Source organism: Meiothermus sp. (genome assembly GCF_026004075.1).
Lineage (GTDB): Bacteria > Deinococcota > Deinococci > Deinococcales > Thermaceae > Meiothermus.
Map to the genome: position 1 here is coordinate 673,969 of NZ_BPIK01000002.1, position 23,281 is coordinate 697,249.

A 23,281-nucleotide genomic window follows, 5' to 3' on the forward strand; every position below is an offset into this window, starting at 1 on the left:
CCTCAGAATAAGCCGAGCGTTGAGCGAAGTGGGCGAGGTTGCGTGGTGTTAATGGGAGAACGATGGCATTGAATTGTTAAGCTAATGTAAAGCCGCCCACGGAGGAGTCAGGAAACCGCTTCCCGGCGAGGGCAGGACGCGCATCAGGGCGGTGAGCCGGGCATTGCCCCGCCGTTAGGTGACCCCACGCTCCGCAGACCCGGCCCCGCTCCTACCCGCCACACCGGCGGGTCTTTCGGGCGACGGTGGTTCGCCAAAACCACCGTCGCCGCCGGCCTACAGCTCGAGCGGTTTATATATTTGTCTATCCGGATAAAAGGATATAATCAACGGCATGGAGCGCCACGGCGTTTCGTACCCACCCCCCCAGCAAGACTTCGAGCGAGTCCTGAGGACATTCCAGGCCCTGGCTGAGACCGCCCGCCTGCGCATCGCCCTGGGCATGATCGAGGGGGAGCAGAGCGTGGGTTGCCTGGTCGAGCGCCTCGACCTGCCCCAGAGCACCGTCTCGAGGCACCTCGCGGCGCTACGGGCGGCTGAGGTGGCGACGGCCCGCCGCGAGGGGACCAAGGTGTTCTACCGCCTCAAGAGCCACATCGCCGACCTGCTGACCCAGGCCTTCGCCCACGCCGAGCACCAGCGGCTGGGGCTTCCCGAACACGGGGCTTCGCGGTGAAGGTCCTCCTCCCCTTCCGGAGTCTGCGCAACCCGCTTTTCGCCCGGCTCTACGCCGCGCAGACTACCAGCCTGTTGGGCGACGCCTTTACCTGGGTGGGTCTGGCTCTGCTGGCCTTTGAGGTGGGTGGGGCACGGTCGGCGGCGATTCTGGCCGGGGCGCTCACGCTGCGGGTTACGGCCTTCGTGGCTCTCTCGCCGCTGGCGGGAGCCTTGGCCGACCGGATGGACCGCAAGACCCTGATGGTCGCTGCCGACCTGGGGCGAATGGTGGTCATCGGGCTGATGCCCCTGGTAAGTGAGGTCTGGCAGGTCTACGTGCTGATGTTTGCCCTTAACGCGCTCACCGCCTTTTTCACCCCCGCGTATCAGGCAGCCCTGCCTCAGGTGACGCGGCAGAAGGACTACGCTCAGGCCATCGCGCTTTCTGGAGCGACCTACGAGGTGCTGGGGGTGCTCGGCCCCGGGGTGGCGGGTGCGATCGCCGGGCTGATCGGGGCACGGAACATTTTCTTCTTGGACGCGGGGACCTTTTTGATCTCGGCCCTGCTCATCTTGACCCTGCCGGTGAGGCTGCGGGTGGATCGGTCGTCGGACACGGCACAGGCCACCACGTTACGCGACGTTCAGGACGGAACACTGCGGTTATGGCAGGACGCCCCGATGCGCTACGCGCTGCTGCTGGAGTTGGTCGCGGCGGTATCGGGTGCGCTGATTTTGGTGGGCACGGTAGGGCTGGTGCGGGGGCAGCTCGAGCTGGGCGACCTCGAGTACGGCTGGGGGATGGCGGCCTTCGGGGTCGGGGCCACGCTGGCGGCCCTGGCGGTGGGCGCCCTGGAGGGGCGCCTGCCCCGCACCACCTTCGTGCTGCTGGGGGCGCTGGTCTCCACACTGGCGGTGCTGCCCGCCAATTTCGTTCCGTTCATCCCTTTGCTGCTCCTGTGGATCCTTGCCGGGGCGGGCCAGAACTGGGTTAACCTGCCTACTCAAACACTCATCGCCGACCGCACCCCTGAAGCGTTCCAGGGGCGGGTCTACGGGGCACACTTCGCCTGGAGCCACCTGTGGTGGGCGTTGACTTACCCCCTGGCCGGCTGGCTGGGGAGCCGCTTCGCCGAGCAGTCCTTCTTATACGGCGGTTTCGTGGCCGTAGTTCTGCTCGCCGGAGTGATGCTCCAGCCCAGGCTCAGGAACCGGGCGACGCCGGGGTGAGTCGGCAAAACGTCCCCGCCCGGCTCTGCCCCTCTAGGGCAGTCGCCGCCGCAAGGGCGAGCCCTCGGGGCGACCGAGCGCCCCGAACGGGAGCGGGGCGGGAGGCCGGTGATGGGATTAAATCCCTTCGGCGGCCAGGAGGGTTGACCCGTTGGGCCTATGGGCTCTTGGCCAGTTTGCCCAATACCCGCCTCGAGAAACGGTCGGTGGCTCCCTCCCAGTTGCCTTCGAGGGCCTCCAGGGCTTTGCGGCTTTTGCCCGTGCGGAGCGACTCCACGATGACTTGATGTTCTTTTACGGACTCCATCGCGTCCTTGGAGTCGAAGTGGGCCAGCTCGAAGCGGCGTAATTTAACCTTCAAATCCGCCAAGAGCTGTGCCAACTCGCGGTTGCCCGAGCGCTCGATCCAGACCTGGTGGAAGGCGTTGTCCGCCGCCAGCGCCGCCTTGGCGTCGTGGCGTTCGATGGCCTGAGCCAGACGGGCGTTGGCCGCTTCCAGGGTCAGGAAATCGGCCTCGGTCAGCTTGAACTGAGCCAGCTCCAGGGCGTAGACCTCCAGGCGCTGCACGATGCCGTACAACTCATCGGCCTGCTCGGGGTCGAGCCGCGCTACCCGGGTCCACTTGTGCGAGGCGGTCTCGATCAGGCCCTCGTCCTCGAGCCGGCGTAGCGCCTCGCGAACCGGGGTACGGCTGACCTCGAGCGCTTCCGCCAGTTCGACATCCTTGATGACCTCACCCGGCCTGAGTGTGCCGTCGATGATCCAATCCCGCAGCTGTTTGTACACCTGTTCCCGGGCCAGCTCCCGCTTGACCTTACGAACCTGTGATGGCAGTGGCACACGTGAAGTATACCTCAACCCTTGACTTGTAGTATCAAATATGCAATATATTACTGTGTCGCCAGCCCAAGCCCAACCCCCTGCTGCTCACAGGGTTCGGCTACCCAAGTTAAGGGTTCGGCCACCGGAGTTAAGCGTGTTTGACCTCGACAAAGCCCGCAGGGAGACTCCTGGGGTGAACCATGTGGTTCACCTCAACAACGCCGGGGCGGCGCTGATGCCCCAAGCTGTGTTGGATGCAGTCAAGGCCCACCTGGAATTGGAAGCGCACACCGGCGGTTACGAGGCGGCCCGTGCGCGGGAGGGGGAGTTGAGCGCAGTGTATACCTCGCTGGCGCGGCTGCTGGGCTGCCATCCCGATGAAGTGGCGGTGGTGGAAAACGCCACCCGGGCTTGGGACATGGCCTTTTACAGCATCCCCTTCCGGGCGGGAGACGTGATCCTCACCAGCCAGGCCGAGTACGCCAGCAACTACATCGCCTACCTCCAGGTATCCCGGCGCACCGGGGCGGTGGTCGAGGTCATCCCTGACGATGAGCACGGTCAGGTAGACGTCGAGGCCCTTTCAAGGATGCTCAAGAAGCGGGTCAAGCTGGTCTCGATCACCCACATCCCGACCAACGGGGGGCTGGTCAATCCCGCAGCCGAGATCGGAAGGCTCACCCGAGCGCACGGGGTGCTGTACCTGCTGGATGCCTGCCAGTCGGTGGGGCAGATGCCCGTAGACGTACAAGAAATCGGCTGTGACCTGCTTTCAGCGACCAGCCGCAAGTACCTGCGGGGCCCGCGTGGGGTGGGCTTCCTCTATGCTCGCAGGGAGGTGTTGCAGCGGCTCGAGCCACCCTTCCTCGACCTCCATGCCGCGACCTGGGTAGCACCCGACCGCTACGAGATCGAGCCCGGCGCCAGGCGCTTCGAGAACTGGGAGTGCAACGTCGCGGGCAAGCTGGGCCTTGGAGCCGCGGTCGATTACGCGCTGGCCTGGGGGCTGGAGAACACGTGGCCCAGGGTGCGGGCCCTGGCCGAGCAAGTGCGCAGGGGCCTGGGCGAGGTTCCCGGGTGCGAGGTGCTCGACCTGGGTCGCGAACGGTGTGGCATCATCTCGTTCACCCTCGAGGGCTACGCCCCCGACCAGATACGCGACTGCCTGCGGCGGCAAGGCATCAACGTCAATGTCTCCCGCGCCCCTTCCACATTCTTGGACATGACCCGGCGGGGCATCAAGGAATTGGTGCGGGCGAGTGTCCATTACTACAACAGCGAGACCGAACTTGAGCGGTTTCTGGTCGCGCTCGGGCGACTCGAGCAGGAAGTGCGGGCTTAGGCGGGCTTAAGGAGGTAGGCATGCGGAGCAATTTCCCGAACAGCGGTTGGCTCACGGTCGCGGTGCTTGGGCTGTTGGCGGTAGGGGGTATCGGCCTGTGGCAAAGAGGTGGTGCCCAAGCCGGCGATCTGCTGTCGCGGGTCAGGGCCGCCGGGGTGCTGCGGGTGGCCAACACCCAGGCCAGCCCGCCCTGGAGCATGATCGACGACAAAAAGCAGCTCGTGGGCTTTGACGTTGACGTGGCTTATGAATTGGCCAAGCGCCTGGGCATTCCCAAGGTGGAATTCGTCGCCGGGCGTTTCGCCGACTTCATCGCGGGCATCGAAGCGAACAAGTACGACATCGTAATCTCAGGACAGACCGTCACCGAAGAACGCAAGAAGGTGGTGGATTTCTCCATCCCCTATCAGGCCATCAGCGTGTCGGTGTTCACCCGTCCGAGCCGGGTGGGCCAGTTCAAGAGCTTGGAGGACCTGAGCGGTAAGCGGGTGGCGGTGACTTCGGGCTCAACCCAGGAGAAGTTCGTCCGCGAGAAGGTCCCCGGGGCCATCCCTAAGACCTACGAAAACGGCACCCTGGCGCTCATGGACGTGGCCTTCGGCCGTGCCGACGCGGGGCTTTTCAACCGCTTCGTGGGCGCTTATCTCGCCCAGAAAAACGGGCTGCTGGTGGCCCCCGCCTTCGACCTGGGGGTGGAGCTCAACGCCATGAGCTTCCGCAAGGGTGAGGCCGCGTTCAAGGCGGCGGTGGATAAGGCGCTGGCCGACATGATTGCCGACGGCACGCTCACCGCCATCTCCAAGAAGTGGCTCGGCGGGCAAGACATGGCGGCGGCGCTGGCGAAGTATGCCAAATAAGCAGCAGGGGAGGCTGGTAGATGCTCGAGCTACTCCAACAGGCCGCACCCTTCTTGCTCCAAGCTCTGTGGACAACCATCTGGCTGGGTGTGGTTTCGTTCGTCCTCAGCCTGGCGGTGGGGCTGGTGGTGGCGGTGGCTCGGATGTACGGCCCCTGGCCGCTGCGGGCCCCAGCCGTCGCGTTCGTTTCACTCGTCCGTGGCACCCCTTTACTCACCCAAATCCTGCTGGTCTATTACGGCCTGCCACAACTGGGATTCACCATTGAAGCCATCCCGGCGGTCGTTTTGACCTTGGCCCTGCACGCCGGAGCCTACACCAGTGAGGACATGCGCGGCGGCATCCAGTCGGTGGACAAGGGGCAGTGGGAGGCAGGCTATTCCAGTGGCATGACCTTCGCCCAGGTGATGCGGCGGATCATCCTGCCGCAGGCGATACGTGTGATCACGCCCTCGCTGGGCAACCGCTTCATCACCATGATGAAGGACACCTCGCTGGCCTCGGTGGTAACGGTGGTGGAGCTGACGCGGGTGGCCGAGCAGATCGGTTCGGCTACTTTCCGCTACATGCAGATGTTCGTGATCGTGGCCCTCATCTACTGGGTCGTCAACTCGCTCTTGTCGCTGGGCCAGGCCAAACTCGAGGAGCGGATGCGGAGGGCCTACCAATGAACCACCAGGAAATGCACGTGCACGGAGTGCCGCACGCTCACGGTGGGGTCTGCCAGATTCGTGCCGAAAACATCCACAAGCGCTTCGGTTCGCTCGAGGTGCTCAAGGGGGTCTCGCTTACGGTCCACAAGGGCGAGGTGGTGGTGATCATGGGGCCTTCGGGTTCAGGAAAGACCACCTTCATCCGCTGTCTGAACTTCCTTGAGGAGCCCGATCAAGGCCGGGTGGTCGTTTGTAACGTGGAGGTGGACTGTGGGGTGAGGGCTGCTAGCCGTGAGCGCAGCGGCAAGATCCGCCAACTGCGCACCCGGGCGGCGATGGTCTTCCAATCCTTCAACCTCTTCCCCCACATGACCGCGCTAGGCAACGTGATCGAAGGACCGATCCAGGTGCTGGGTATGAAGCGCGAGGAAGCCGTAAAGTTGGGCGAACAGCTCTTGGCCAAGGTGGGGCTGGCTGAAAAACGTGACGAGTACCCGTCGAGGCTTTCTGGGGGACAAAAGCAAAGGGTGGCCATCGCCCGCGCCCTGGCCATGAACCCCGAGGTGGTGTTGTTCGACGAGCCCACCAGTGCCCTGGACCCGGAGTTGCACGAGGAGGTCCTGCAAACGATGCGGCAGCTCGCCAGGGACGGGATGACCATGATCGTCGTCACCCACGAGGTCAAGTTCGCCCACGACGTGGCCGATCGGGTAGTGTTCATGGCGGACGGGACGGTGGTCGAGGAGGGGGTGCCCCAGGAAATCCTGGTCAATCCCAAGCACCCGCGCACGCGAGCCTTCCTCCGTTTGGTCGAGCACTGAGCGGAGGCGGTATGGCTCGGCCGGTTGGTGGTCGATGGCGGTCGAGAATCGCCGCCTTCCGTTCGCAAGCCTCCTGGGCAGTGCCTCGTGGGTTCGGGGCCGGGGAAACGGCTGCGGCTCTCGAGCATGGTCCCAGAGGCGCACTGTGCGTAGCGTACCGTCATGGTGTCCTGTCCCTCGCCCCCCGTTTTGCTAGCGGTTGACGGCTTTTTCGGCTTCTCCCTCCTACCTTCCGCGTCAGGCCCATCAGGTACATTTGGTACATTTATGCCCTGGCTTTTGCCCAAGCCCATCCCTGAAAGCTCCGACCGGCTCCTCCAGCGCTGGCTGGGCGGGCTGGCCGAGCGGCTGTCGGACCCCTCCACCGACCGCTACGCCCTGGTGCGGGACGAGCTCGCGCGCATCCTGCACGCGCGGCCCTACGACGAGCTGGCCGAGGCGGCGCCCATGGCGGCCTTCGCCCTCGACGCGCGCAACGCCACCTTCGAGGCCGAGCACTACGTCGCCACCGACCCCGAGAGGTTCGACCGGGTCAAGCCGCTGCTGTGGCTGTGGAAGGCCCTCGACCTCACGCCGCTGGGGCAGTCGGTGCACTCGGGCGTGGCCATCCGCCGGGCGCTGGCCCCCTTCATCTTCAGGCGCGTGGGGCGCAACCCCAAGTTCTTCCAGAACGTGGAGTTCAGCGTGGGGTACAACCTCGAGCTCGGCGACGACGTGGTGGTGCACCGCTACGCCCTCCTCGACGACATCGGCGGGCTGGTGATCGGCGACCGCTCGTCCGTCTCCGACTACGTCAACCTCTACAGCCACACCCACCACGTGCTGGCCTCGCCCGACGTGACCCTCAGGCAGACCCTCATCGGCTCGGGGGTGCGCATCACCTACCACGCCACCGTGCTGGCCGGGGTGTGCGTCGGCGACGACGCGCTCATCGGCACCGGGGCCGTGGTCACCAAGGACGTCCCGCCCCACGCCGTCGCGCTGGGCGTCCCGGCCAGGCCGGTGCGCTACAAGGTGCGCCACGACTGCCCCTACTGCCGCCGCGGCGAGCCCCACCCCTCGCAGTGCCAGGACCGCCTCCCCGACCGCAAGCCCAACCCCGACTACCCCGACTTCCTCAAGCCCGGCTTCGGGACGCGGGAGGCGTGAGAGCCGCCCGCGGGGGCGGCCAGCCCTCAGCCCTCAGCCGTCAGCGGGAGGCTAATCGCTAGTGGCCTGTGGGGAACCTCTCCTGGTGGACGGTGGCGAACTGACTGGGTCTGGTACTCCTCACGAGAGGAGTGGGGGTCCGGGGGCTTCCCAGCGGGCCCCCGGCTGCCGCATGCCGGCATAGTTTGACCCTCGGCACTTCAGGGACAATCTTCCCTTATCCCACCCCATCTGGGGTGGGATACTCGAGGCTATAGGGTGCGCCCTGGCCCTGGGACCACCGAGCCAACCGGCAAACCCGAGGAGGGTGTTTGACGTGCAAGGCAGAGCCAACATCCGAACCGTTGCCTGGGTTGTCACCCTGCTTCTGGGCGTAATTCTCTACCTGCTGTACCCGGCGTTGCTGCCCTACCTGCTGGCGGGCGCCATGGTGCTGATGCACCTGGGGGGTCACGGAGGGCACGGCCACGGCACGTGTCAGCCCGACACGGACCCCGACCGAACGGATCAGCCGAAAGAGCGCAGGCCTCACCAACACTGAAGACGAGCCCGGCGCCGGCGGGCGCCGGCGGAGCCCGACATGAACACGTTCAACCGCAACCTCGACCACCTTCCCTTAGGCGTGCGCAGCCGACTTGAAACCCTGTTGAGCCGGACGGGGGGCCGCCTTGCCGTGTTGCCCATCGACCAGGGTCTGGAGCACGGCCCTATCGACTTCCTCGACTCCCCCGAGGCCGCCGACCCCGAGCACCAGTTCCGCCTGGCGGCCGAGGCCGGCTTTTCCGGCATCGCCGCGCACCTGGGCTTGGCCGAGAAGTACCTGCCCGATCATGCCGGCCAGGTTCCGTTAATCCTCAAGCTCAACGGCAAGACCGGCATTCCTCCGGACGAGGAGGCCTTCAGCCCCCTCACCGCCGGCGTGGAGGACGCCCTCCGGCTGAACGCACAGGCGGTCGGTTATACCCTCTACGTCGGCTCACCCGCCCAGGACCGCGACATCGCTCAATTTCAGCGGGTACGGGCGGAGGCCGGGCGCTACGGCCTTCCCGTCATCGTCTGGGCCTACCCGCGGGGCCGCTGGGTTGACCAGAAGGGGGGTAAGGATTCGCCCTACGCCGTCGAATACGCCGTGCGGGTCGCCCTTGAGCTCGGGGCGGACGTGGTCAAGGTCAACATCCCGCGCTACGACCCCGCCCGTAAGGAGCAATACCCCGGTGAATACAAGAACCTGGAGCTTTCGCCTCACCAGGCCCTGCGGCGGGTGGTGGATCTGGCGGGGCGAGCGCTGGTGATCGTCTCGGGCGGGGCACGCCTGTCAGAGGACGCCGCCGTTGCCCAGGCCCGGCTCGCCCTCGAGGCCGGGGCGGCGGGGTTGATCTTCGGGCGCAACATCTGGCAGCGCCCCTTCCCCCGGGCCCTGGAGCTTTCCCGGCGGCTGCTGGATCTGGTCAGAGGCCGGAACTGAGGTGGGAGATGTACCTGTGGCACCTCACCCCCGACGCCCCCCGTACCCCTGTGAGGGTAAGCCCCGGTGAGGCGGTACGCCTGGTGATCGGAAGCTGGCCCATCGAGCCGGGGCAGCGGGTTTGGCTCGAGCTCCAGGGCCCGGCCGGCGAACCCACGCGGCTCGAGGCCCGCTGGGCACACAACCAGGGTGAAAACAGCTACTGGCAGGTCGAGCTGGGGCCATTCACCCGGGGTGAGCGGGTGCGCTACAGGATCCTCGGCGCATCCCCCGCGGGTGAGGTCTCGGGGCCGGAAGGGGGCTTCACCGCCGGGCCCAAGCTCTACCTGGCCCTGCTGTGGCACCAGCACCAGCCGCTGTACAAGGACAGTGCCCGCCCGGGGGCAGCGGGCAGCCACCGCCAGCCCTGGGTACGGCTCCACGCCCTGCGCGACTACTACGCGATGGCGGCCCTGGTGGCCCAGCATCCTGGGGTGCACCTCAGCGTCAACCTGACCCCGGTGCTGTTGTGGCAGCTCGAGGACTACCTGGAGCGAGGGGCCACCGACCGGGCCCTCGAGCTCTCCTTAAAGCCCGCCGAGACCCTGAGCGTGGCCGAGCAGGAGTTCGTGCTCTCCTACTTCTTCGAGGCCGACTGGCACCACCAGATCTACCCCCACCCGCGCTACCGCGAGCTCTTCAGCCGGCGGGCGGAGGGGAAGCCCTTCAGCGCTCAGGATCTGCGCGACCTGCAGATGTGGTTCAACCTGAGCTGGTTCGGCCTGGAGTTCCGCGAGGGCGAGGTGGCGCTCCCCACCGGCGAGACGGCCTCGGTGCGGCGCTTCGTGGAGCAGGGGCGGGGCTTTAGCCAGGCCGACCTCGAGGCCCTGCTGGCCGAACAGTACAAGGTGATGCGGGCGGTGATCCCGCTGCACCGGCAGCTTCAGGAGCGGGGCCAGGTCGAGGTCTCCACCACGCCCTTTTACCACCCCATCCTGCCCCTGCTGCTGGACAGCGACGGCGCCACCCTCGACCGCCCCGGCGCCGCCCTCCCGGCCCGCTTCGCCCGCCCCGAGGATGCCGCAGCCCAGGTCGAGCGGGCGGTGGAGTACTACACCCGCCACTTCGGACGGCCTCCCCGGGGGATGTGGCCCGCCGAGGGGGCGGTGAGCCAGGGGGTGGTTCCCCTCTTCGCCCGGCAGGGGGTGCGCTGGATCGCCAGCGACCAGGGGGTGCTGGCCCGCAGCGGACGATACGGGTACGACACCGGCGACCCCGACGTGCTGGCCCAGCCCTACCGCGCCGAGCAGGACGGGCAGAGCCTGAGCATCTTCTTCCGGGACACCGCCCTTTCCGACGACATCGGCTTCCGCTTCCAGGGCTGCAAGGACTTCACCGCGGTGGCGAGGGCCTTCCTGGACGAGGTCAAACAGCGCTTCGCCCGCCGTTTCCAGGGCGACGGAGACCGGGTCCTGAGCGTCATCCTGGACGGGGAGAACGCCTGGGGGGCCTACTGCGAGGACGCGCGGCCTTTCCTGCACGCGCTGTACGGCCTGCTCGAGCAAGACCGCGAGGTCGAGACCGTGACCTACAGCGAGTACCTCGAGGGCAACCCCGCGCGGGGGATCGCGCCCCACCCGGCAGAAGGTCAGGGCAAGGTCTACGACCTCTTCACCGGGTCCTGGATCGACGAGAACGGCTCCGCGCCGGGGGTGGACCTGGGCACCTGGGTAGGGGAGGCCGAGGAGAACCGGGCCTGGGGGCTCTTGAAGGAGGCCCGGGAAGCCCTCGAGGATGCGGGAGCCATCCCCGAGACCCACCCCGCGGCCTTCACGGCCCTCTACGCCGCCGAGGGCTCGGACTGGTTCTGGTGGTTCGGCCAGGACCAGGACTCCGGCGGCGATGCCGAGTTCGACGAGCTGTTCCGCACCCACCTGCGGAACGTCTACCGGGGTCTGGGCCGGGAGCCGCCCGAGGGGCTCTCGAGGCGCATCGTCTCCAGGGCCGAGACCTGGAGCTTCGCCCGGCCCGTTTCGCAGGTCCAGGCCGGGGACCGGCTCGCCGTGCAGACCAACTGCCCCGGCCGGCTCACCTGGTGGCGCGAGGGCCAGCAGGCCCAGAGCGCCGAACTCTCCCCGGTGGGCGGGGTGATGGCCGGGCTGCGGCGCTACCGGCTCACCCTGGGGCCGCTGGAGCGGGGGAGGCTTCTCTTCCGCTTTGGCTGCACCCACCCCGACTGCGACCGCAAGGACCTCTGCTGCCAGGGGGAATTGCAGGCCGTGGAGGTCGTGTAGGAGGCCGGTGTGAAGCCCATCCGAACCTTCAACGTGGTCCCGTCGCTGCCAGGGCCCCTCGAGGGCCTCAGGCGGCTGGCCTATAACCTGCGCTGGAGCTGGAACCATGACACCATCGAGCTTTTTCGCCGCCTGGACCGCGAGCTGTGGGAGGAGGTCGGCCACAACCCGGTGCTGCTGCTGGGGCGCATCGACCAGGCCCGCCTGGAGGCGGCGGCTGCCGACGCGGGCTTCCTGGCCCACCTGGAGCGCGCGTTAGCCGACCTGGAACGCTACCTCTCCGGCGAGCTGACCTGGTTCACTCGAGCGGGCGGTCGCCGGCAGGGGACGCTGGTGGCTTACTTCTCCGCCGAGTTCGGCCTGACCGAGAGCATTTCGGTTTTCGCCGGAGGACTGGGGATCCTGGCCGGGGATCACCTCAAGTCCGCGAGCGACCTGGGGGTGCCGCTGGTGGGGGTGGGCCTCCTGTACCAGCAGGGCTATTTCCGCCAGTACCTCAACGAGGCGGGCTGGCAGCAGGAACGCTACGAGGACAACGACTTCCACACCCTGCCGCTGACTCTGGAGCGGGGCCCCGACGGAAAGCCCCTCGCCGTCGAGGTGGCCTACCCCGGCAGGGCGGTACGGGCCCAGGTCTGGCGGGTCCAGATAGGCCGGGTGCCCCTGTACCTCCTCGACGCCAACCTGGAGGTCAACCGCCCCGAGGACCGCGACCTCACCGACCAGCTTTACGGCGGCGACCCGGAGATGCGCCTCAAGCAGGAGATCCTGCTGGGCGTCGGCGGCTACCGGGCGCTGGAGGCCCTGGGCCTCAACCCCAACCCCCCGGTCTACCACCTGAACGAGGGCCACGCGGCCTTCGTGGCGCTCGAGCGCATCCGCCGCCTGATGCGAAGCGAGGACCTCTCCTTCGCCGAGGCCCGCGAGGCCGCCTCGGCGGGGCTGGTCTTCACCACCCACACCCCGGTGCCCGCCGGGCACGACCACTTCCCGCCCGAGCTCCTGGGGCGCTACCTGGGGGAGTATGCCCGCGAGCTGGGCCTGAGCCTGGAGGGTCTTCTGGCTCTGGGGCGCAAGAACCCCGCCGATGGCCGCGAGACCTTCGGCATGACCACCCTGGCCCTGAAGCTGGCCGCACACTCTAACGGGGTGAGCCGGCTCCACGGCCAGGTCACCCGCAGGACGTGGCGGGAGCTGTGGCCCGGCGTGCCCGAGGAGGAGATCCCCATCGGCCACGTGACCAACGGGGTGCACTTCCAATCCTGGATCTCCCTGGAGATGAACCAGCTCTACGAGCGCTACCTGGGGCCCTCCTGGCGCGAGGAGCCCGCCGACCGAGCCCTCTGGCAGGGGGTGTACTCCATCCCCGACGAGGAACTCTGGCGCACCCACGAGCGCCGCCGCGAGCGGCTGGTGGCCTTCACCCGCCGCCGCCTGCAAGGGCAGCTCTCCCGGCGGGGGGCCAGCGAGGCCGAGCTCGAGGCGGCCCGAGGCGTGCTCGACCCGGAGGCCCTGACCATCGGTTTCGCCCGGCGCTTCACCGGCTACAAGCGGGCCACGCTGATCCTCTCCGACCCCCAGCGCCTTGCACGCCTCCTCAACGACCCGGCCCACCCGGTGCAGCTCATCTTCGCCGGCAAGGCCCATCCGCGTGACGAGGAGGGCAAGCGGCTCGTCCAGCGGGTGGCCGAGCTGGCCCGCCAGCCCGCCTTCGCCAGGCGGCTGGTGTTCCTCGAGGACTACGACATGGCCGTGGCCCGGGCCCTGGTGCAGGGAGCCGACGTGTGGCTCAACACCCCCCGCCGCCCCCTGGAGGCCTCGGGCACCTCGGGCATGAAGGCCATGGCCAACGGGGCGCTCAACCTGAGCACCCTGGACGGCTGGTGGGACGAGGCCTGGCAGGGCGCCGACCCCGACGAGCCCATCGGCTGGGCCATCGGGCGCGGCGAAGACTACCCCGACCCCGCCCTGCAGGACCGCCTCGAGGCCGAAGCCCTCTATGGCCTGCTGGAACAGGACGTGGTGCCCGCGTTCTACGAACGCCCGGGCGGCTTGCCCCGGCGCTGGCTGGCTCGCATGAAGGCCTCGATCGCCACCCTGGCCCCCCGCTACAACACCCACCGCGTGGTGCGCGAGTACACCCAGCGCTGCTACCTCGTGGGGGCGGAGCGCTTCCGCGCGTTGGCGGAGACGGGCTGGGGCCGGGCCAGGGCCCTGGCGGCCTGGAAGGAGCGCCTCCAGGCGGCCTGGCCCCAGGTGCGCGTCGAGGCGGTAAAGGCCGACCTCGAGGGAGACCTGCGGGTGGGTCAGGCCCTGGACGTGTGGGCCTGGGTGAGCCTGGGCCCGCTCACCCCTGAGGAAGTGCGGGTCGAGGTGTACCTGGGCCGCTTGGACCCGGGCGGCGAGCTGGCGCAGGCCGGAGCCACCGCCATGCGGCCGGTGGAGGCGAAGGGGCCCGGCCGCCACCTCTTCCAGGCCGAAGCCGTGCCCTGCCAGATGAGCGGGCTGCACGGCCTTACCGTGCGCGTGCTACCCCAGCACCCCGATCTGCCGGTCCCTTTCCTGCCCGGCCTGATCGCCTGGGCTGGCCCGGAGTCGGTGGCCCAGCAGACGAGCGGGTAGGGCCGTGAACCCTAAGCGGACCCTGGGCTGGAGGCGGCTTGGAGGCGGCTATGTCGAACCGGAACATCCTGGTCTTAGGCGGGCTCCTGGTGATCGCTGGGGGCGTGCTGTGGTGGGGGATGAGCCGTACCCAAGCTCCCGGACCAGCTCGATTGCTTCCAGAACCCGTCTCCGCAGCACAGGCCCTGTTGCAGGACGAGCAAAACACTGCCGAGGTGGTGCGCCGGTTTGGCGAGGGGGTGGTCTACGTCCCGGTCGGCCTGGAGTTTACCGTCACCGAGGGCATCGTCTCGCCGGTACGGCGGAATCATGGCGCGGTGGGGGTGAACTGGCCCTCAGGGTGACGCCCCAGGTGATCCGATAAGGAGGCTTATGGAAAAGCCAGGCTAGCACACTTACAGCGCGGCGATCCTTCGGCCAAAGAGGCACAAACCTCGCAAAGGAGAACTCCATGGAAAAAGTCACCGATCCTGTGTGCGGGATGCAGATCGACCCCGAAAAAGCCGCTGGTCGATCGGAGTACCAGGGCCAGACCTACTACTTCTGTAGCGAAGGCTGCAAGAAAAGCTTTGATGCCGACCCCAAGAAGTACGTCAAGCCCGGCGATAGCCACCACGGCCACCCCTAGCCCGCGAGAGCCACTCCCGTGACCCACATCCGCCCGGCCCCCGTATCCCCTCCAGCACTGCGTGTATTGGTCATAGGGGGGATTTTGCTGGCGACGGCGTTTTGCTTCGTGCTGATCAAGGCTGGCCTGGCCTATGCCCCGCCCTTCTTGTTCGCGGCCTTGCGCCTGGGGTTGGCTGGCCTGGCACTGGTGATGCTGCTGCCGCTCCTGGGCCAGCCCCTGCTGCCCGCGCGACGGGATTGGGCATGGCTGTTGTTGCTGGCCCTGGCTTCGGCGGCTTTCGCTTACGGGGCGATGTTCTCCAGCCCGGGTCTAGCAGGGGCTGGCCTGGCGGCGGTGCTGGGCAACGTCCAGCCGCTGATCGTGGCTGGGCTGGCCAGTTTCCTGCTCAAGGAGCGTTTCACCCCGGCCAAGAGGTGGGCCCTGGTCCTGGGGTTTGTGGGGGTCAGCGGAATGGCCCTGCCCGCCCTCGCTGCGCCCGGCGGCCTGGGGCTGCCCGGGGCAGGGTTGGCCCTGGCTTCCTCGCTGGGCTTCGCGGTGGGCAGCGTGGTGATCAAACGCCTCGAGCCCCCCCACCTCTTCACCCTCATCGCCTGGCAACTTCTGCTGGGCAGCCTGCCGCTGTTTGCGGGCTGGCTGCTGTGGGAGGGTGGGGCAGCCCCGCGCTCGAGCCTGGAGTTTGTCGGGCTGTTGCTGGTGCTGGCCCTGGCGGGCACGGCTTTTGTCACCGCGGGGTGGTACTGGTTGCTGCAGGGCAGCGACCTCGGGCGGCTCTCGCAGGTGTTTTTCCTGGTGCCCGCCGTGGGCTTGGGTTTGGCCGTCGTGTTGTACGGCGAGCGGGTGACCCTGGTGCAGGGGTTGGGGCTGGTCTTGATCGCGGGCGGGCTGAGGGTGCAGGCCCTCGAGCCCCGCCCGATGGACCGAATTCCGAGAGGAGACCCATGAAGCGAATCGCGGTGCTCACCAGCGGGGGTGACGCCCCCGGCATGAACGCGGCCATCCGGGCGGTGGTGCGCGGCGGCCTGGAGCAGGGCTGGGAGGTCTTCGGAGTGCGCCAGGGCTACGCGGGCCTGATGGGTGGTGATTTTGTCTCGCTCTCGGCCCGTGACGTGGGCGGCATCATCCAGCAGGGTGGCACCGTGCTGGGCAGCGCTCGGGCTCCCGAGTTCAAGACCGAGGAGGGGCGCAAACAGGCCCTCGCCAACCTCGAGGCTCGAGGCGTCGAAGCCCTGGTGGTGATCGGCGGGGGTGGCTCCCAGAGCGGGGCCTACGCGCTCTCGAGGATGGGCTTCCCGGTGGTAGGGGTGGCCTCCACCATCGACAACGATCTCTACGGCTCGGAGACCACCATCGGGGTGGATACCGCCCTCAACATCGCCCTCGAGGCCATTGACCGCCTCAAGGTCACCGCCTCGAGCCATCACCGGGCCTTCCTGGTCGAGGTGATGGGCCGCGACTGCGGCTATCTGGCCCTGATGGCGGGCATCGCCGGCGGGGCCGAGGTGATCGTGCTCCCCGAGGTGGAGAGTGACCCTGAGGAGGTCATCGAGACTCTCAAGGCAGCCTACCGCCGGGGCAAGGCCCACGCGATCGCGGTGGTGGCCGAGGGAGCCACCAACAACGCCAATGAGTTGATGCTCTACGCCCAGGAGAATCAAAAGCGCATCGGCTTCGACCTGCGGGTCACCATCCTGGGTCACGTCCAGCGGGGCGGGATGCCCGGGGCCTTCGACCGCCTCCTGGCGACCCGTTTGGGAGTGGGGGCGGTAGAACGGCTGGCGGGCGGTGAACATGGCGTGCTGATGGGCCTCATCCGGGGCGAGATCCTCGCCACGCCCCTGGACGAGGCGGCGGGGCGGAAGAAGCCCCTGGATTTGGGTTTGCTCGAGATGGCCCGGGTGCTGGCCAAGTAAATCAGGAGGTAACTATGGCGCGGGAGAAAGTGCGGGTAGCGGTAAACGGGTACGGGGTGATCGGAAAGCGGGTAGCCGGTGCGGTGCTGGCCCAGCCGGACATGGAGCTGGCGGGGGTGGCCGATGTGGTCTCGGACTACCGCATCAAGGCTGTGGCGGAGGACATCGCGGTCTACGCCTCGCTCCCCGAAAAGCTTCCCGAGATGCGGGCCGCCGGGGTTCCGGTCAAGGGCAACCTGCACGAACTGCTGGAAACGGTAGACGTGGTGGTGGACTGTACGCCCGCAGGGATCGGCGCCAAGAACCTCGAGCGCTACCGCGAGCACGGGGTCAGGGCCATCTTCCAGGGCGGGGAGAAGCACGCCCTGACCGGCCACTCCTTCGTAGCCAGCGAGAACTACGCCAGCGCCCTGGGGCGGGACAGCACCCGGGTGGTCTCCTGCAACACCACCGCCACGGTGCGAACCCTGACCGCGCTGAGGAACGCGGGGCTCCTGAAGAAGGCACGCGGGGTGCTGATCCGCCGGGCCACCGACCCCTGGGAGTCCGACCACTCCGGCGTCATGAACACCGTGGTGCCCGAGGGCAGGATTCCCAGCCATCAGGGCCCCGACGCCCAGACCGTGGCCCCGGATTTGGACGTGGTCACCATCGCCGCCAAGGCCGCCCACACCCAAAGCCACAGCCACTACTGGATCGTCGAGCTGACCCGCCCCGCCAGTGGGGAGGAGGTGCTCGAAGCCTTCCGGGCCAACTCGCGCATCGCCTTCATCCGCATGTCGGACGGCATCGTGGCCCTCAACAGCACCATAGAGCTGATGAAGGACCTGGGCCGGCCACGGGGCGACATGTACGAGGTGGCGATCTGGGCCGACGTGCTCAAGGCCGAGGGGAACGAGCTCTTCTACACCTACCAGGTGGACAACCAGGCGGTGGTGATCCCCGAGACCATCGACGCCATCCGGGCCCTCAGCGGCCTCGAGCCCGACCCCCTGGCCTCGATCCGGCGCACCGACGAGGCCCTGGGCGTGCGCCAGGAATTCCTGCAGGGGCCGGGGGCGGCATGAGCCCACAAACCCCCGCCCACGAACAGGTTCGGGCCGTCACCTTGGCCTTCCCGGAGAGGCTGCTCCCCCAAGGGCGCGACTTCGCCGTGCGGCGGTGGGACGGTGCGGTGTTGCCCGCCACCCGGGAGCCGGCCCGGGCCACCCCGGTGCTGCCCTCGAGCGAAGGTCTGGGGCGGATGCTGCACCCTCCACCGGACGTGTTCCTGGGCGAGGCTTTCTTGCAGATGACCTGTACAACGCGGTCCTGGTACAGCCCCTTAAGGTGCTGGCGGGCCTGCTCTTTGGTGGCGAACGCGGCCTGCTTGCGGGATATTGGGGTCTGGGACGGCTGATGGCGAGTCTGGGGGATCTGTTGGTCAAGGTGGAAAGCGGCTACGTTCGCCTCTACGCGTTTGGCTTGGGGTTGGGGGGGGTTTTGTTATTGCTGTGGGGGGTACTACGCTAGGGGATGGCTCATGCAACAGTCTCGTACTCACCTTCCCTTCGCCCTGGTGCTTTCCGGTGGCGGAGCAAGGGGGCTGGCTCATGCTGGGGTGATCCACGCCCTCGAGCACTATGGCTACTACCCCAGCGCCATCGTGGGGGTCTCGATGGGGGCCATCGTCGGGGTTACCTATGGCCTCAACCCGGACTGGTACGGGGCGCTGTTGCACATGGACACCACCGACTTCCCCGAACCACCTGCTCCACGGAGTGCCGCCTTGCGCGAACGGCTACGCCTACTACCCACCTATTTCCAGGCTGCCTGGAGCTTGCTGGTGGGCTGGGGCATGGGGCAGAGGGCCTTGCCCTATGGTCGGGCGCTGCTGCGGCAACTCACCCTGGGACGCGAACTCGAGGAGTCCCGTATCCCGGTAGCCGCCGTCGCCAGCGACCTGATCACGGCGGAGCGGGTAGTGCTGCGCGAGGGCCTGGCGGCCGATGCCCTCTATGCCAGTGCCGCCCTGGCCGGAATCCTGCCGCCCCTGGAGCGGGATGGGAAACTCCTGGCCGATGGAGCCTATGCCGATATCGCCCCCATTGACGTGGCTCGTGAGTTGATGCGGGGTTCAGGGTCTTTGCTGGTCATCGCGGTCAATCCCCACGGGTCCCGAAGCGGGCGGTCCCCGCGCAATGGCCTACAAACCCTGATGCGGGCGCTGGAGGTCTGTCACCACCAGCACGCGCATGTGCGTTTTGCCGAGGCCGACCTGGTGCTGGAACCCCGTTTTCCCTTCCCGATCGATACCCTTGACTTCACTCACAAGGCGGTCTGCGTCGCAGCAGGTATCCGGGCGGTGCGAACGGCGCTGCCCCGCCTGCACGAGCTGCTCGGAGCCGATGCCGTGTCGACCTGATCTCACGATCCTCTCCCGTGTCGCTCTCCTGCACCGCTGCCGCCAGATCGCTGCCGCGCTGGCCCGCCACGGACTGGGCTATCTGGCGATGGAACTGGGTCTGGGGCACTATCTGCCCTTCAATCGAGGCCTTTTCGGCCATCGCAGGAGGCTCGAGTCTTACACCCGCGCCGACCGCCTGCGCATGGCGTCGGAAGACCTCGGCCCCACCCCCGTCAAACTGGGGCAGGTGCTCTCCACCCGGCCCGATCTAGTGCCCCCGGACTGGTCGGAGGAACTGGCCAAGTTGCAGGAGCGGGTGCCGCCCGTACCCTGGCCGCGGGTCTGGCTCAGGCTCGGGCGCGAGCTGGGCCGCCCCCCTGAGGAGGTCTTCGCCCACCTCGAGCTCGAACCACTGGCCGCAGCCTCCGTCGGGCAGGTGCACTGGGGCGTGCACCGGGGTTCGAAAAGATGGCCTCTCGGGTTTTGGTGCAAAAGGACGGTCGTCTTTCTGAGTCCCGTATAAGTTTCTCCAAGGCTCGCGCGAATCTATCCATGGCCCAGGTTTTATACAGGCTTAACATCACCTCCCCACCATAGGCGGGGTGATGGGGTGGGCGCTTGCCACGGCAGCCGGGGTGGGTCTGGCTTTCGCGCTCCCCCCGTTTCAGCTCGGCTTCCTGGCCCCGGTTCCCCTCGCAGTGCTGCTGCGAGCCGGGGGCTTCAGGGAAGGCTTCTTCGCTGGGTTGGGGTTTTGGGCCTTACACCTGGTGTGGCTCCCTCAAAGCTTCGCCCAGCTCTTCGGCACCCCTCTGGGGGCCGTGCCGTTCGTGCCCCTGATCGTGCTCAAGGCACTGAGCTGGGGGGTTCTGTTCGGGCTGACCCGGGGCCGCCCGGTGGCCCGGCTAGGGGGCTGGGTGGTGCTGGAGTACCTCACCAGCCTCGGGCCCCTGGCCTTCCCCTGGGGCTTCGTCGGCTACGCGCTCGTGGAGGCGCCGGGGCGGGTACTGGCCGGCCTGGGCGGGGTCTACCTGCTCTCGTTGGTGGTCCTGGGGTTCGCGGTCGCCCTCGGGCGGCAGCGGTACTGGCTTTTGGCAGGGTGGGCTTTGCTGTGGGTGTTGCCCTTGCCGCCAGCCGACCCCGACCGGTACGCGCTGATCGTGCAGGGGGCTGTTCCTCCCCTCGACAAGCTCAGGGGGACCGCGTCTGAGGGGCGCTACCTCGAGCTGACCCGTCAGGGGCTCGCGAAGTACCCCCGGACCGATCTGGTGGTCTGGCCCGAGACGGCCGTGCGGCAGATCCCCCCGGAGGCGGAGGCGGTGCTGGGCGGGCGCGAGCTGGTGAGCGGCATCCCGGCCTGGGATGAAGGCTACCGTAACCGGGTCGTCCTGGTGAAAGACGGGGTGGCCGTCGCCAGCTACGATAAGAGCCGCCTGGTCCCCTTCGGGGAGTTCTTCCCCTGGCGCGGCGTGCTGGGAGGGGTGTACGGCTTCTTTTTCCAGGCCCTGGGCCTGGGCAATCTGACCGACACCCGGCCGGGCGACGCCGGTCGACCTGCTGTGGACTACGGCGCCTACATCTGCTACGAGTCGGTGTTCCCGGAGGTGGCCCGCGCCCAGGCGCGAGGCGGCGCCCGGCTGCTCGTCAACGTCTCCAACGACGCCTGGTTCGGTCCTAGCTTCGGTGCCCTTCAACACTTCCAGATGGGCCGGCTGCGGGCCGTCGAGACCGGGCGGTGGCTGCTGCGGGCCGGGAACGACGGGGTGAGCGCTTCTATCGACCCCTCCGGCCGGGTGGTGGCGAGCATCCCCCGTTCACAGCCGGGGTTCCTCCAAGCGCCCTACCGCCAACAGGACTACGCCACGCCCTACAGTCGCTTCGGGGACTGGGCGGTGGCGGTGGCAGCGCTGCTCTTCCTGGCGGGATCGCGCCGGACCACCCTGACGTTCCGGAAGAGCCCGGGGTCTTTTACGCAGGCTTAACCGGGGCGGGGTAGCCTCGAGCGGGCGAAGGGGTGGCACAAACCCTACAACCCTCGAGGGGTACAGTCATGGACACTGCGGGAATCAAACTCGGCCCTTTGTTCATAAGCTGGCACGGACTCCTCATCGTGCTGGCGATTCTCGTGGGGGTGGAGGTCGCTAAACGCCTGCTCCGGCGCTGGGGCCACGACCCGGCTAATTTCGAGCGGACAGCCTTCTGGGCGGTGCTGTGGGGGGTGGTGGGGGCCCGGGTGGCTTACGTGATCACCAACCCGGATGCCTTTCTCGCCAGCCCGTGGTCGGTGCTGGAGGTCTGGCGCGGGGGGCTTTCGTTCCACGGCGGCATGGCCGGGGGGCTACTGGCCTTCTGGTATTACCACAGGCGCCACGGCCTGCCCTTTTACCCCTACCTCGAGGCCGCCCTTCCTGGGGTGGCGCTGGGCATCATCGGCGGGCGTATCGGCAATTTCTTGAGCGCCTGGGACAGTGCCGGGCGGCTCACCACCCTGCCCATCGGCTATACCTTCCCACAGGGTTCGGGCTTCCCCGGCGTCTGTACCAGCACCTTCGACCTGGCGTACGGGGCCTGCGCGGGGCCGGTGGTGATGGGGCCGTTGCACCTGACCCAGATCTACGGCGCGGTCATCGGGCTGGCGTTGCTGGTCGCGACAGGGTTCTGGCTGCGCCCTGGGCGGCCATTCGGCTACGCCTTCTGGCAGTTCGTGCTGTGGTACAGCCTGTTGCGCTCGGTGCTCGAGGAGCCCTTCCGGCTCAACCCCCTGTGGCTGTCGGCGTACCAGAACAACCAACTGGGCATTGGCTTCTTCACCGCTACCCAGCTTTTCTCCGTACCGCTCATCCTGCTGGCAATTTGGATGCTTAGGCGGTTGAAGCGAAAGCCTCCGGAAGGCACGCGGGTCACGGCTTGGGTAACCTCCCGAGGGTGAAGGCCAGCACTTCGGCCGCGTTGGAACACCCATGAGGCTAACCTCTTATACGGGATTCAAGAAGATGGCCACCCTCGCGCCAAAACCCGAGAGGCCATCCTTCTGAGCCCCGGGGCACGCCCCTCACCGCGCCCGGCGAAACCCGCGTCCCCCGGCCGGGTGAGTCCGGTGTCGAACCGCGGCGGGCTGACCGAATCCGGTACGAGGGGTGTGGGGTGCTAAGTTTCTCCAGGGCGACTTTGTCGAAAGTCGCCCCCTCCGCCGCACGGCCACGACGTTGCTATCGACGACACGGAGGTCATTCCGGCTGGAAAAAACTTCGAGAAGGCTGCTCTACACTGCCCGTGCCGTCGCTCCCCGAGGGCGCGCAGGGGCCAAAGCCCCACGAGGTGGGCGGGGGCGACACGGAGAAGCGGTTGGTCAGGGGGCCTAATGGACGCAACCTTCCCCTCGAGCCATGCTGCTGACGCAAGCTCCGAACTGGGCCCCGTGCTCACGCGGATGCTCGGGGGCCATGCCGGAGACGTGTTTGCCGAAGTCCGGCCCCCCTCCGGGGCTGGGCATGTCTTGAGCGAAGCCGGAAGTGAAAAGCAGCATGGACAATACCAACATCGGAGTAAGAATTCTCTTTCTCATGTTTTTTACCTCAAGACCTAGCGTAGGCCGGCGAGGTTAAGCCTGTGTAAAGCCCGCCTTTATCCTCAGGACCGGACGAGAACATCCGCCGCCGGACGCTGCACGGGCCGTCGTCACCGCCGTGCCGCGGTGTCTCGCGGGCTGACGGTGCTTGTCGCGGTCACCCCCTGAGGCCCGGAGGTCGCGGCAACGGGCCGCGACCGACCCCGGGTCAGGGGCGGGTCGGTTGCCCGGCCCTGTCAACCCCACCCCCCGGGGGGTGGGGTTGACAGCTCAAACCTGGGCTTGATAATCTAAAGCGACCCACCCCCGGGGGGGTGGATTAAGGGAGACCCGATGACCGAACTTAAAGTCGAAGGCATGAGCTGCGGCCACTGCAAGATCTCCGTCGAGAAGGCGCTGAAGAGTGTCCCGGGCGTACAGAAGGTGGAGGTTTTCCTGGACCAGGGGCGCGCGGTGGTCGAGGGCGACGCCCCGGTGGACCGGTTGATCGAGGCCGTACAGGAAGAAGGTTACAGCGCCCAGGTGGCGCGGTAGCCGGCCGGGAAGGTCAGGAGAAGCGATGAGCCTGGTTCAAGAACATACCCTCCATCTCGAGCCCCGCGTCCGTGAGGACGCCCGGCGGCGGCTGCTGTCGGTCAAGGGTCACGTCGAGGGCATCCTCAAGATGCTCGAGGGTGAACCCTACTGCGTGGACGTGCTCAAGCAGATCAAGGCCGTGCAGGGCGCCTTGGACAAGGTGGGCGACACGGTGCTGCAAAGCCACCTGAGGCACCACGTGGTCAGCGCGGCCCAGCGCGGCGACGCCGATACGCTGGTAGAAGAACTGATGGAAGTGCTGAAGTACCGTTAGCCCCGCGTGGCCCGATGAACCCGTCGGGCCACCTTTTCTCAGCCATC

The 23,281-nt window shown here is 67.5% G+C and carries 23 protein-coding genes; 22 read left to right on the forward strand and 1 reads right to left on the reverse strand.

Annotated features, from left to right (window positions below):
* Positions 1 to 334 precede the first annotated feature (334 nt).
* Positions 335 to 676 carry a helix-turn-helix transcriptional regulator gene (locus Q0X18_RS15785; RefSeq protein ID WP_027888524.1) on the forward strand — a complete coding sequence of 114 codons (342 nt, stop codon included), beginning with the start codon at positions 335 to 337 and terminating at the stop codon, positions 674 to 676.
* Positions 673 to 1,887 carry an MFS transporter gene (locus tag Q0X18_RS15790; protein ID WP_043983040.1) on the forward strand — a complete coding sequence of 405 codons (1,215 nt, stop codon included), beginning with the start codon at positions 673 to 675 and terminating at the stop codon, positions 1,885 to 1,887. The genes Q0X18_RS15785 and Q0X18_RS15790 overlap by 4 nt, the downstream gene beginning before the upstream one ends.
* 157 nt (positions 1,888 to 2,044) lie before the next feature.
* Here the strand turns inward: Q0X18_RS15790 and Q0X18_RS15795 are convergent, their stop codons facing one another.
* Entirely contained in the window at positions 2,045 to 2,728 is a 684-nt protein-coding gene (locus tag Q0X18_RS15795; protein ID WP_051349844.1) for a GntR family transcriptional regulator, read from the reverse strand.
* A 136-nt stretch (positions 2,729 to 2,864) separates the two neighbouring features.
* Here Q0X18_RS15795 and Q0X18_RS15800 point away from each other — a divergent pair, with 136 nt between their 5' ends.
* From Q0X18_RS15800 to Q0X18_RS15895, 20 genes are all read left to right on the forward strand, one after another.
* On the forward strand, positions 2,865 to 4,052 hold the full coding sequence (locus tag Q0X18_RS15800; protein ID WP_036197318.1) for an aminotransferase class V-fold PLP-dependent enzyme: 1,188 nt from the start codon (positions 2,865 to 2,867) through the stop codon (positions 4,050 to 4,052).
* 20 nt (positions 4,053 to 4,072) lie between these two features.
* Positions 4,073 to 4,909, forward strand: coding sequence for a transporter substrate-binding domain-containing protein (locus Q0X18_RS15805; protein WP_027888525.1), 837 nt, complete (start codon positions 4,073 to 4,075; stop codon positions 4,907 to 4,909).
* Positions 4,910 to 4,929: 20 nt separating this feature from the next.
* Positions 4,930 to 5,580, forward strand: coding sequence for an amino acid ABC transporter permease (locus Q0X18_RS15810; protein WP_027888526.1), 651 nt, complete (start codon positions 4,930 to 4,932; stop codon positions 5,578 to 5,580).
* Entirely contained in the window at positions 5,577 to 6,383 is an 807-nt protein-coding gene (locus Q0X18_RS15815) for an amino acid ABC transporter ATP-binding protein (protein WP_275052626.1), read from the forward strand. The genes Q0X18_RS15810 and Q0X18_RS15815 overlap by 4 nt, the downstream gene beginning before the upstream one ends.
* A gap of 267 nt (positions 6,384 to 6,650) precedes the next feature.
* Positions 6,651 to 7,532 (forward strand): acyltransferase, encoded by an 882-nt coding sequence (locus Q0X18_RS15820; protein ID WP_027888527.1) that lies wholly within the window; start codon positions 6,651 to 6,653, stop codon positions 7,530 to 7,532.
* A 580-nt stretch (positions 7,533 to 8,112) separates the two neighbouring features.
* A complete protein-coding gene (locus Q0X18_RS15825; RefSeq protein WP_027888529.1) occupies positions 8,113 to 8,997 on the forward strand; it encodes a class I fructose-bisphosphate aldolase in 885 nt (294 codons plus the stop codon).
* A gap of 8 nt (positions 8,998 to 9,005) precedes the next feature.
* The gene (locus Q0X18_RS15830) at positions 9,006 to 11,270 is read left to right on the forward strand and encodes a glycoside hydrolase family 57 protein (RefSeq protein WP_297563973.1); all 2,265 of its coding nucleotides are present in this window, start codon (positions 9,006 to 9,008) and stop codon (positions 11,268 to 11,270) included.
* A 9-nt stretch (positions 11,271 to 11,279) separates the two neighbouring features.
* A complete protein-coding gene (gene glgP / locus Q0X18_RS15835; protein ID WP_036197322.1) occupies positions 11,280 to 13,892 on the forward strand; it encodes an alpha-glucan family phosphorylase in 2,613 nt (870 codons plus the stop codon).
* 50 nt (positions 13,893 to 13,942) lie between these two features.
* On the forward strand, positions 13,943 to 14,236 hold the full coding sequence (locus tag Q0X18_RS15840; RefSeq protein ID WP_027893328.1) for a hypothetical protein: 294 nt from the start codon (positions 13,943 to 13,945) through the stop codon (positions 14,234 to 14,236).
* Between the two features lie 107 nt (positions 14,237 to 14,343).
* Positions 14,344 to 14,520: a YHS domain-containing protein gene (locus tag Q0X18_RS15845; RefSeq protein WP_081698418.1), complete on the forward strand. Its 177-nt coding sequence runs from the start codon at positions 14,344 to 14,346 to the stop codon at positions 14,518 to 14,520.
* Between the two features lie 84 nt (positions 14,521 to 14,604).
* Complete coding sequence (locus tag Q0X18_RS15850; RefSeq protein WP_162147922.1) at positions 14,605 to 15,465, forward strand: DMT family transporter; 861 nt, start codon at positions 14,605 to 14,607, stop codon at positions 15,463 to 15,465.
* Positions 15,462 to 16,433 (forward strand): 6-phosphofructokinase, encoded by a 972-nt coding sequence (gene pfkA / locus Q0X18_RS15855; protein WP_027888531.1) that lies wholly within the window; start codon positions 15,462 to 15,464, stop codon positions 16,431 to 16,433. The genes Q0X18_RS15850 and pfkA overlap by 4 nt, the downstream gene beginning before the upstream one ends.
* Before the next feature lie 14 nt (positions 16,434 to 16,447).
* Positions 16,448 to 17,500, forward strand: coding sequence for a type II glyceraldehyde-3-phosphate dehydrogenase (locus Q0X18_RS15860; protein WP_027888532.1), 1,053 nt, complete (start codon positions 16,448 to 16,450; stop codon positions 17,498 to 17,500).
* Positions 17,497 to 17,832 (forward strand): hypothetical protein, encoded by a 336-nt coding sequence (locus Q0X18_RS15865; protein WP_027888533.1) that lies wholly within the window; start codon positions 17,497 to 17,499, stop codon positions 17,830 to 17,832. The genes Q0X18_RS15860 and Q0X18_RS15865 overlap by 4 nt, the downstream gene beginning before the upstream one ends.
* A gap of 123 nt (positions 17,833 to 17,955) precedes the next feature.
* Positions 17,956 to 18,837 (forward strand): patatin-like phospholipase family protein, encoded by an 882-nt coding sequence (locus tag Q0X18_RS15870; protein WP_081698420.1) that lies wholly within the window; start codon positions 17,956 to 17,958, stop codon positions 18,835 to 18,837.
* Positions 18,821 to 19,342, forward strand: coding sequence for an AarF/UbiB family protein (locus Q0X18_RS15875; protein WP_027888535.1), 522 nt, complete (start codon positions 18,821 to 18,823; stop codon positions 19,340 to 19,342). Before Q0X18_RS15870 ends, Q0X18_RS15875 begins: the two co-directional genes overlap by 17 nt.
* Before the next feature lie 82 nt (positions 19,343 to 19,424).
* Complete coding sequence (gene lnt / locus Q0X18_RS15880; RefSeq protein WP_036197325.1) at positions 19,425 to 20,798, forward strand: apolipoprotein N-acyltransferase; 1,374 nt, start codon at positions 19,425 to 19,427, stop codon at positions 20,796 to 20,798.
* 68 nt (positions 20,799 to 20,866) lie between these two features.
* Positions 20,867 to 21,745 carry a prolipoprotein diacylglyceryl transferase gene (locus Q0X18_RS15885; protein WP_027888537.1) on the forward strand — a complete coding sequence of 293 codons (879 nt, stop codon included), beginning with the start codon at positions 20,867 to 20,869 and terminating at the stop codon, positions 21,743 to 21,745.
* A 972-nt stretch (positions 21,746 to 22,717) separates the two neighbouring features.
* Positions 22,718 to 22,918, forward strand: a complete 201-nt coding sequence (locus Q0X18_RS15890; protein ID WP_027888012.1) for a heavy-metal-associated domain-containing protein — start codon at positions 22,718 to 22,720, stop codon at positions 22,916 to 22,918.
* Between the two features lie 25 nt (positions 22,919 to 22,943).
* A complete protein-coding gene (locus Q0X18_RS15895; RefSeq protein ID WP_027888011.1) occupies positions 22,944 to 23,234 on the forward strand; it encodes a metal-sensitive transcriptional regulator in 291 nt (96 codons plus the stop codon).
* Positions 23,235 to 23,281: the final 47 nt, after the last annotated feature.

Excerpts from the sequence above, each read along its gene's own strand:
- Q0X18_RS15885 (WP_027888537.1), top strand. The coding sequence starts at position 20,867 with ATGGACACTGCGGGAATCAAACTCGGCCCTTTGTTCATAAGCTGGCAC.
- Q0X18_RS15825 (WP_027888529.1), top strand. The coding sequence starts at position 8,113 with ATGAACACGTTCAACCGCAACCTCGACCACCTTCCCTTAGGCGTGCGC.
- Q0X18_RS15810 (WP_027888526.1), top strand. The coding sequence starts at position 4,930 with ATGCTCGAGCTACTCCAACAGGCCGCACCCTTCTTGCTCCAAGCTCTG.
- Q0X18_RS15820 (WP_027888527.1), top strand. The coding sequence starts at position 6,651 with ATGCCCTGGCTTTTGCCCAAGCCCATCCCTGAAAGCTCCGACCGGCTC.
- Q0X18_RS15805 (WP_027888525.1), top strand. The coding sequence starts at position 4,073 with ATGCGGAGCAATTTCCCGAACAGCGGTTGGCTCACGGTCGCGGTGCTT.
- Q0X18_RS15875 (WP_027888535.1), top strand. The coding sequence starts at position 18,821 with ATGCCGTGTCGACCTGATCTCACGATCCTCTCCCGTGTCGCTCTCCTG.
- Q0X18_RS15870 (WP_081698420.1), top strand. The coding sequence starts at position 17,956 with ATGCAACAGTCTCGTACTCACCTTCCCTTCGCCCTGGTGCTTTCCGGT.
- Q0X18_RS15785 (WP_027888524.1), top strand. The coding sequence starts at position 335 with ATGGAGCGCCACGGCGTTTCGTACCCACCCCCCCAGCAAGACTTCGAG.
- Q0X18_RS15840 (WP_027893328.1), top strand. The coding sequence starts at position 13,943 with ATGTCGAACCGGAACATCCTGGTCTTAGGCGGGCTCCTGGTGATCGCT.
- pfkA (WP_027888531.1), top strand. The coding sequence starts at position 15,462 with ATGAAGCGAATCGCGGTGCTCACCAGCGGGGGTGACGCCCCCGGCATG.
- Q0X18_RS15815 (WP_275052626.1), top strand. The coding sequence starts at position 5,577 with ATGAACCACCAGGAAATGCACGTGCACGGAGTGCCGCACGCTCACGGT.
- Q0X18_RS15895 (WP_027888011.1), top strand. The coding sequence starts at position 22,944 with ATGAGCCTGGTTCAAGAACATACCCTCCATCTCGAGCCCCGCGTCCGT.
- Q0X18_RS15845 (WP_081698418.1), top strand. The coding sequence starts at position 14,344 with ATGGAAAAAGTCACCGATCCTGTGTGCGGGATGCAGATCGACCCCGAA.
- Q0X18_RS15830 (WP_297563973.1), top strand. The coding sequence starts at position 9,006 with ATGTACCTGTGGCACCTCACCCCCGACGCCCCCCGTACCCCTGTGAGG.
- Q0X18_RS15860 (WP_027888532.1), top strand. The coding sequence starts at position 16,448 with ATGGCGCGGGAGAAAGTGCGGGTAGCGGTAAACGGGTACGGGGTGATC.
- Q0X18_RS15890 (WP_027888012.1), top strand. The coding sequence starts at position 22,718 with ATGACCGAACTTAAAGTCGAAGGCATGAGCTGCGGCCACTGCAAGATC.
- lnt (WP_036197325.1), top strand. The coding sequence starts at position 19,425 with ATGGGGTGGGCGCTTGCCACGGCAGCCGGGGTGGGTCTGGCTTTCGCG.
- Q0X18_RS15865 (WP_027888533.1), top strand. The coding sequence starts at position 17,497 with ATGAGCCCACAAACCCCCGCCCACGAACAGGTTCGGGCCGTCACCTTG.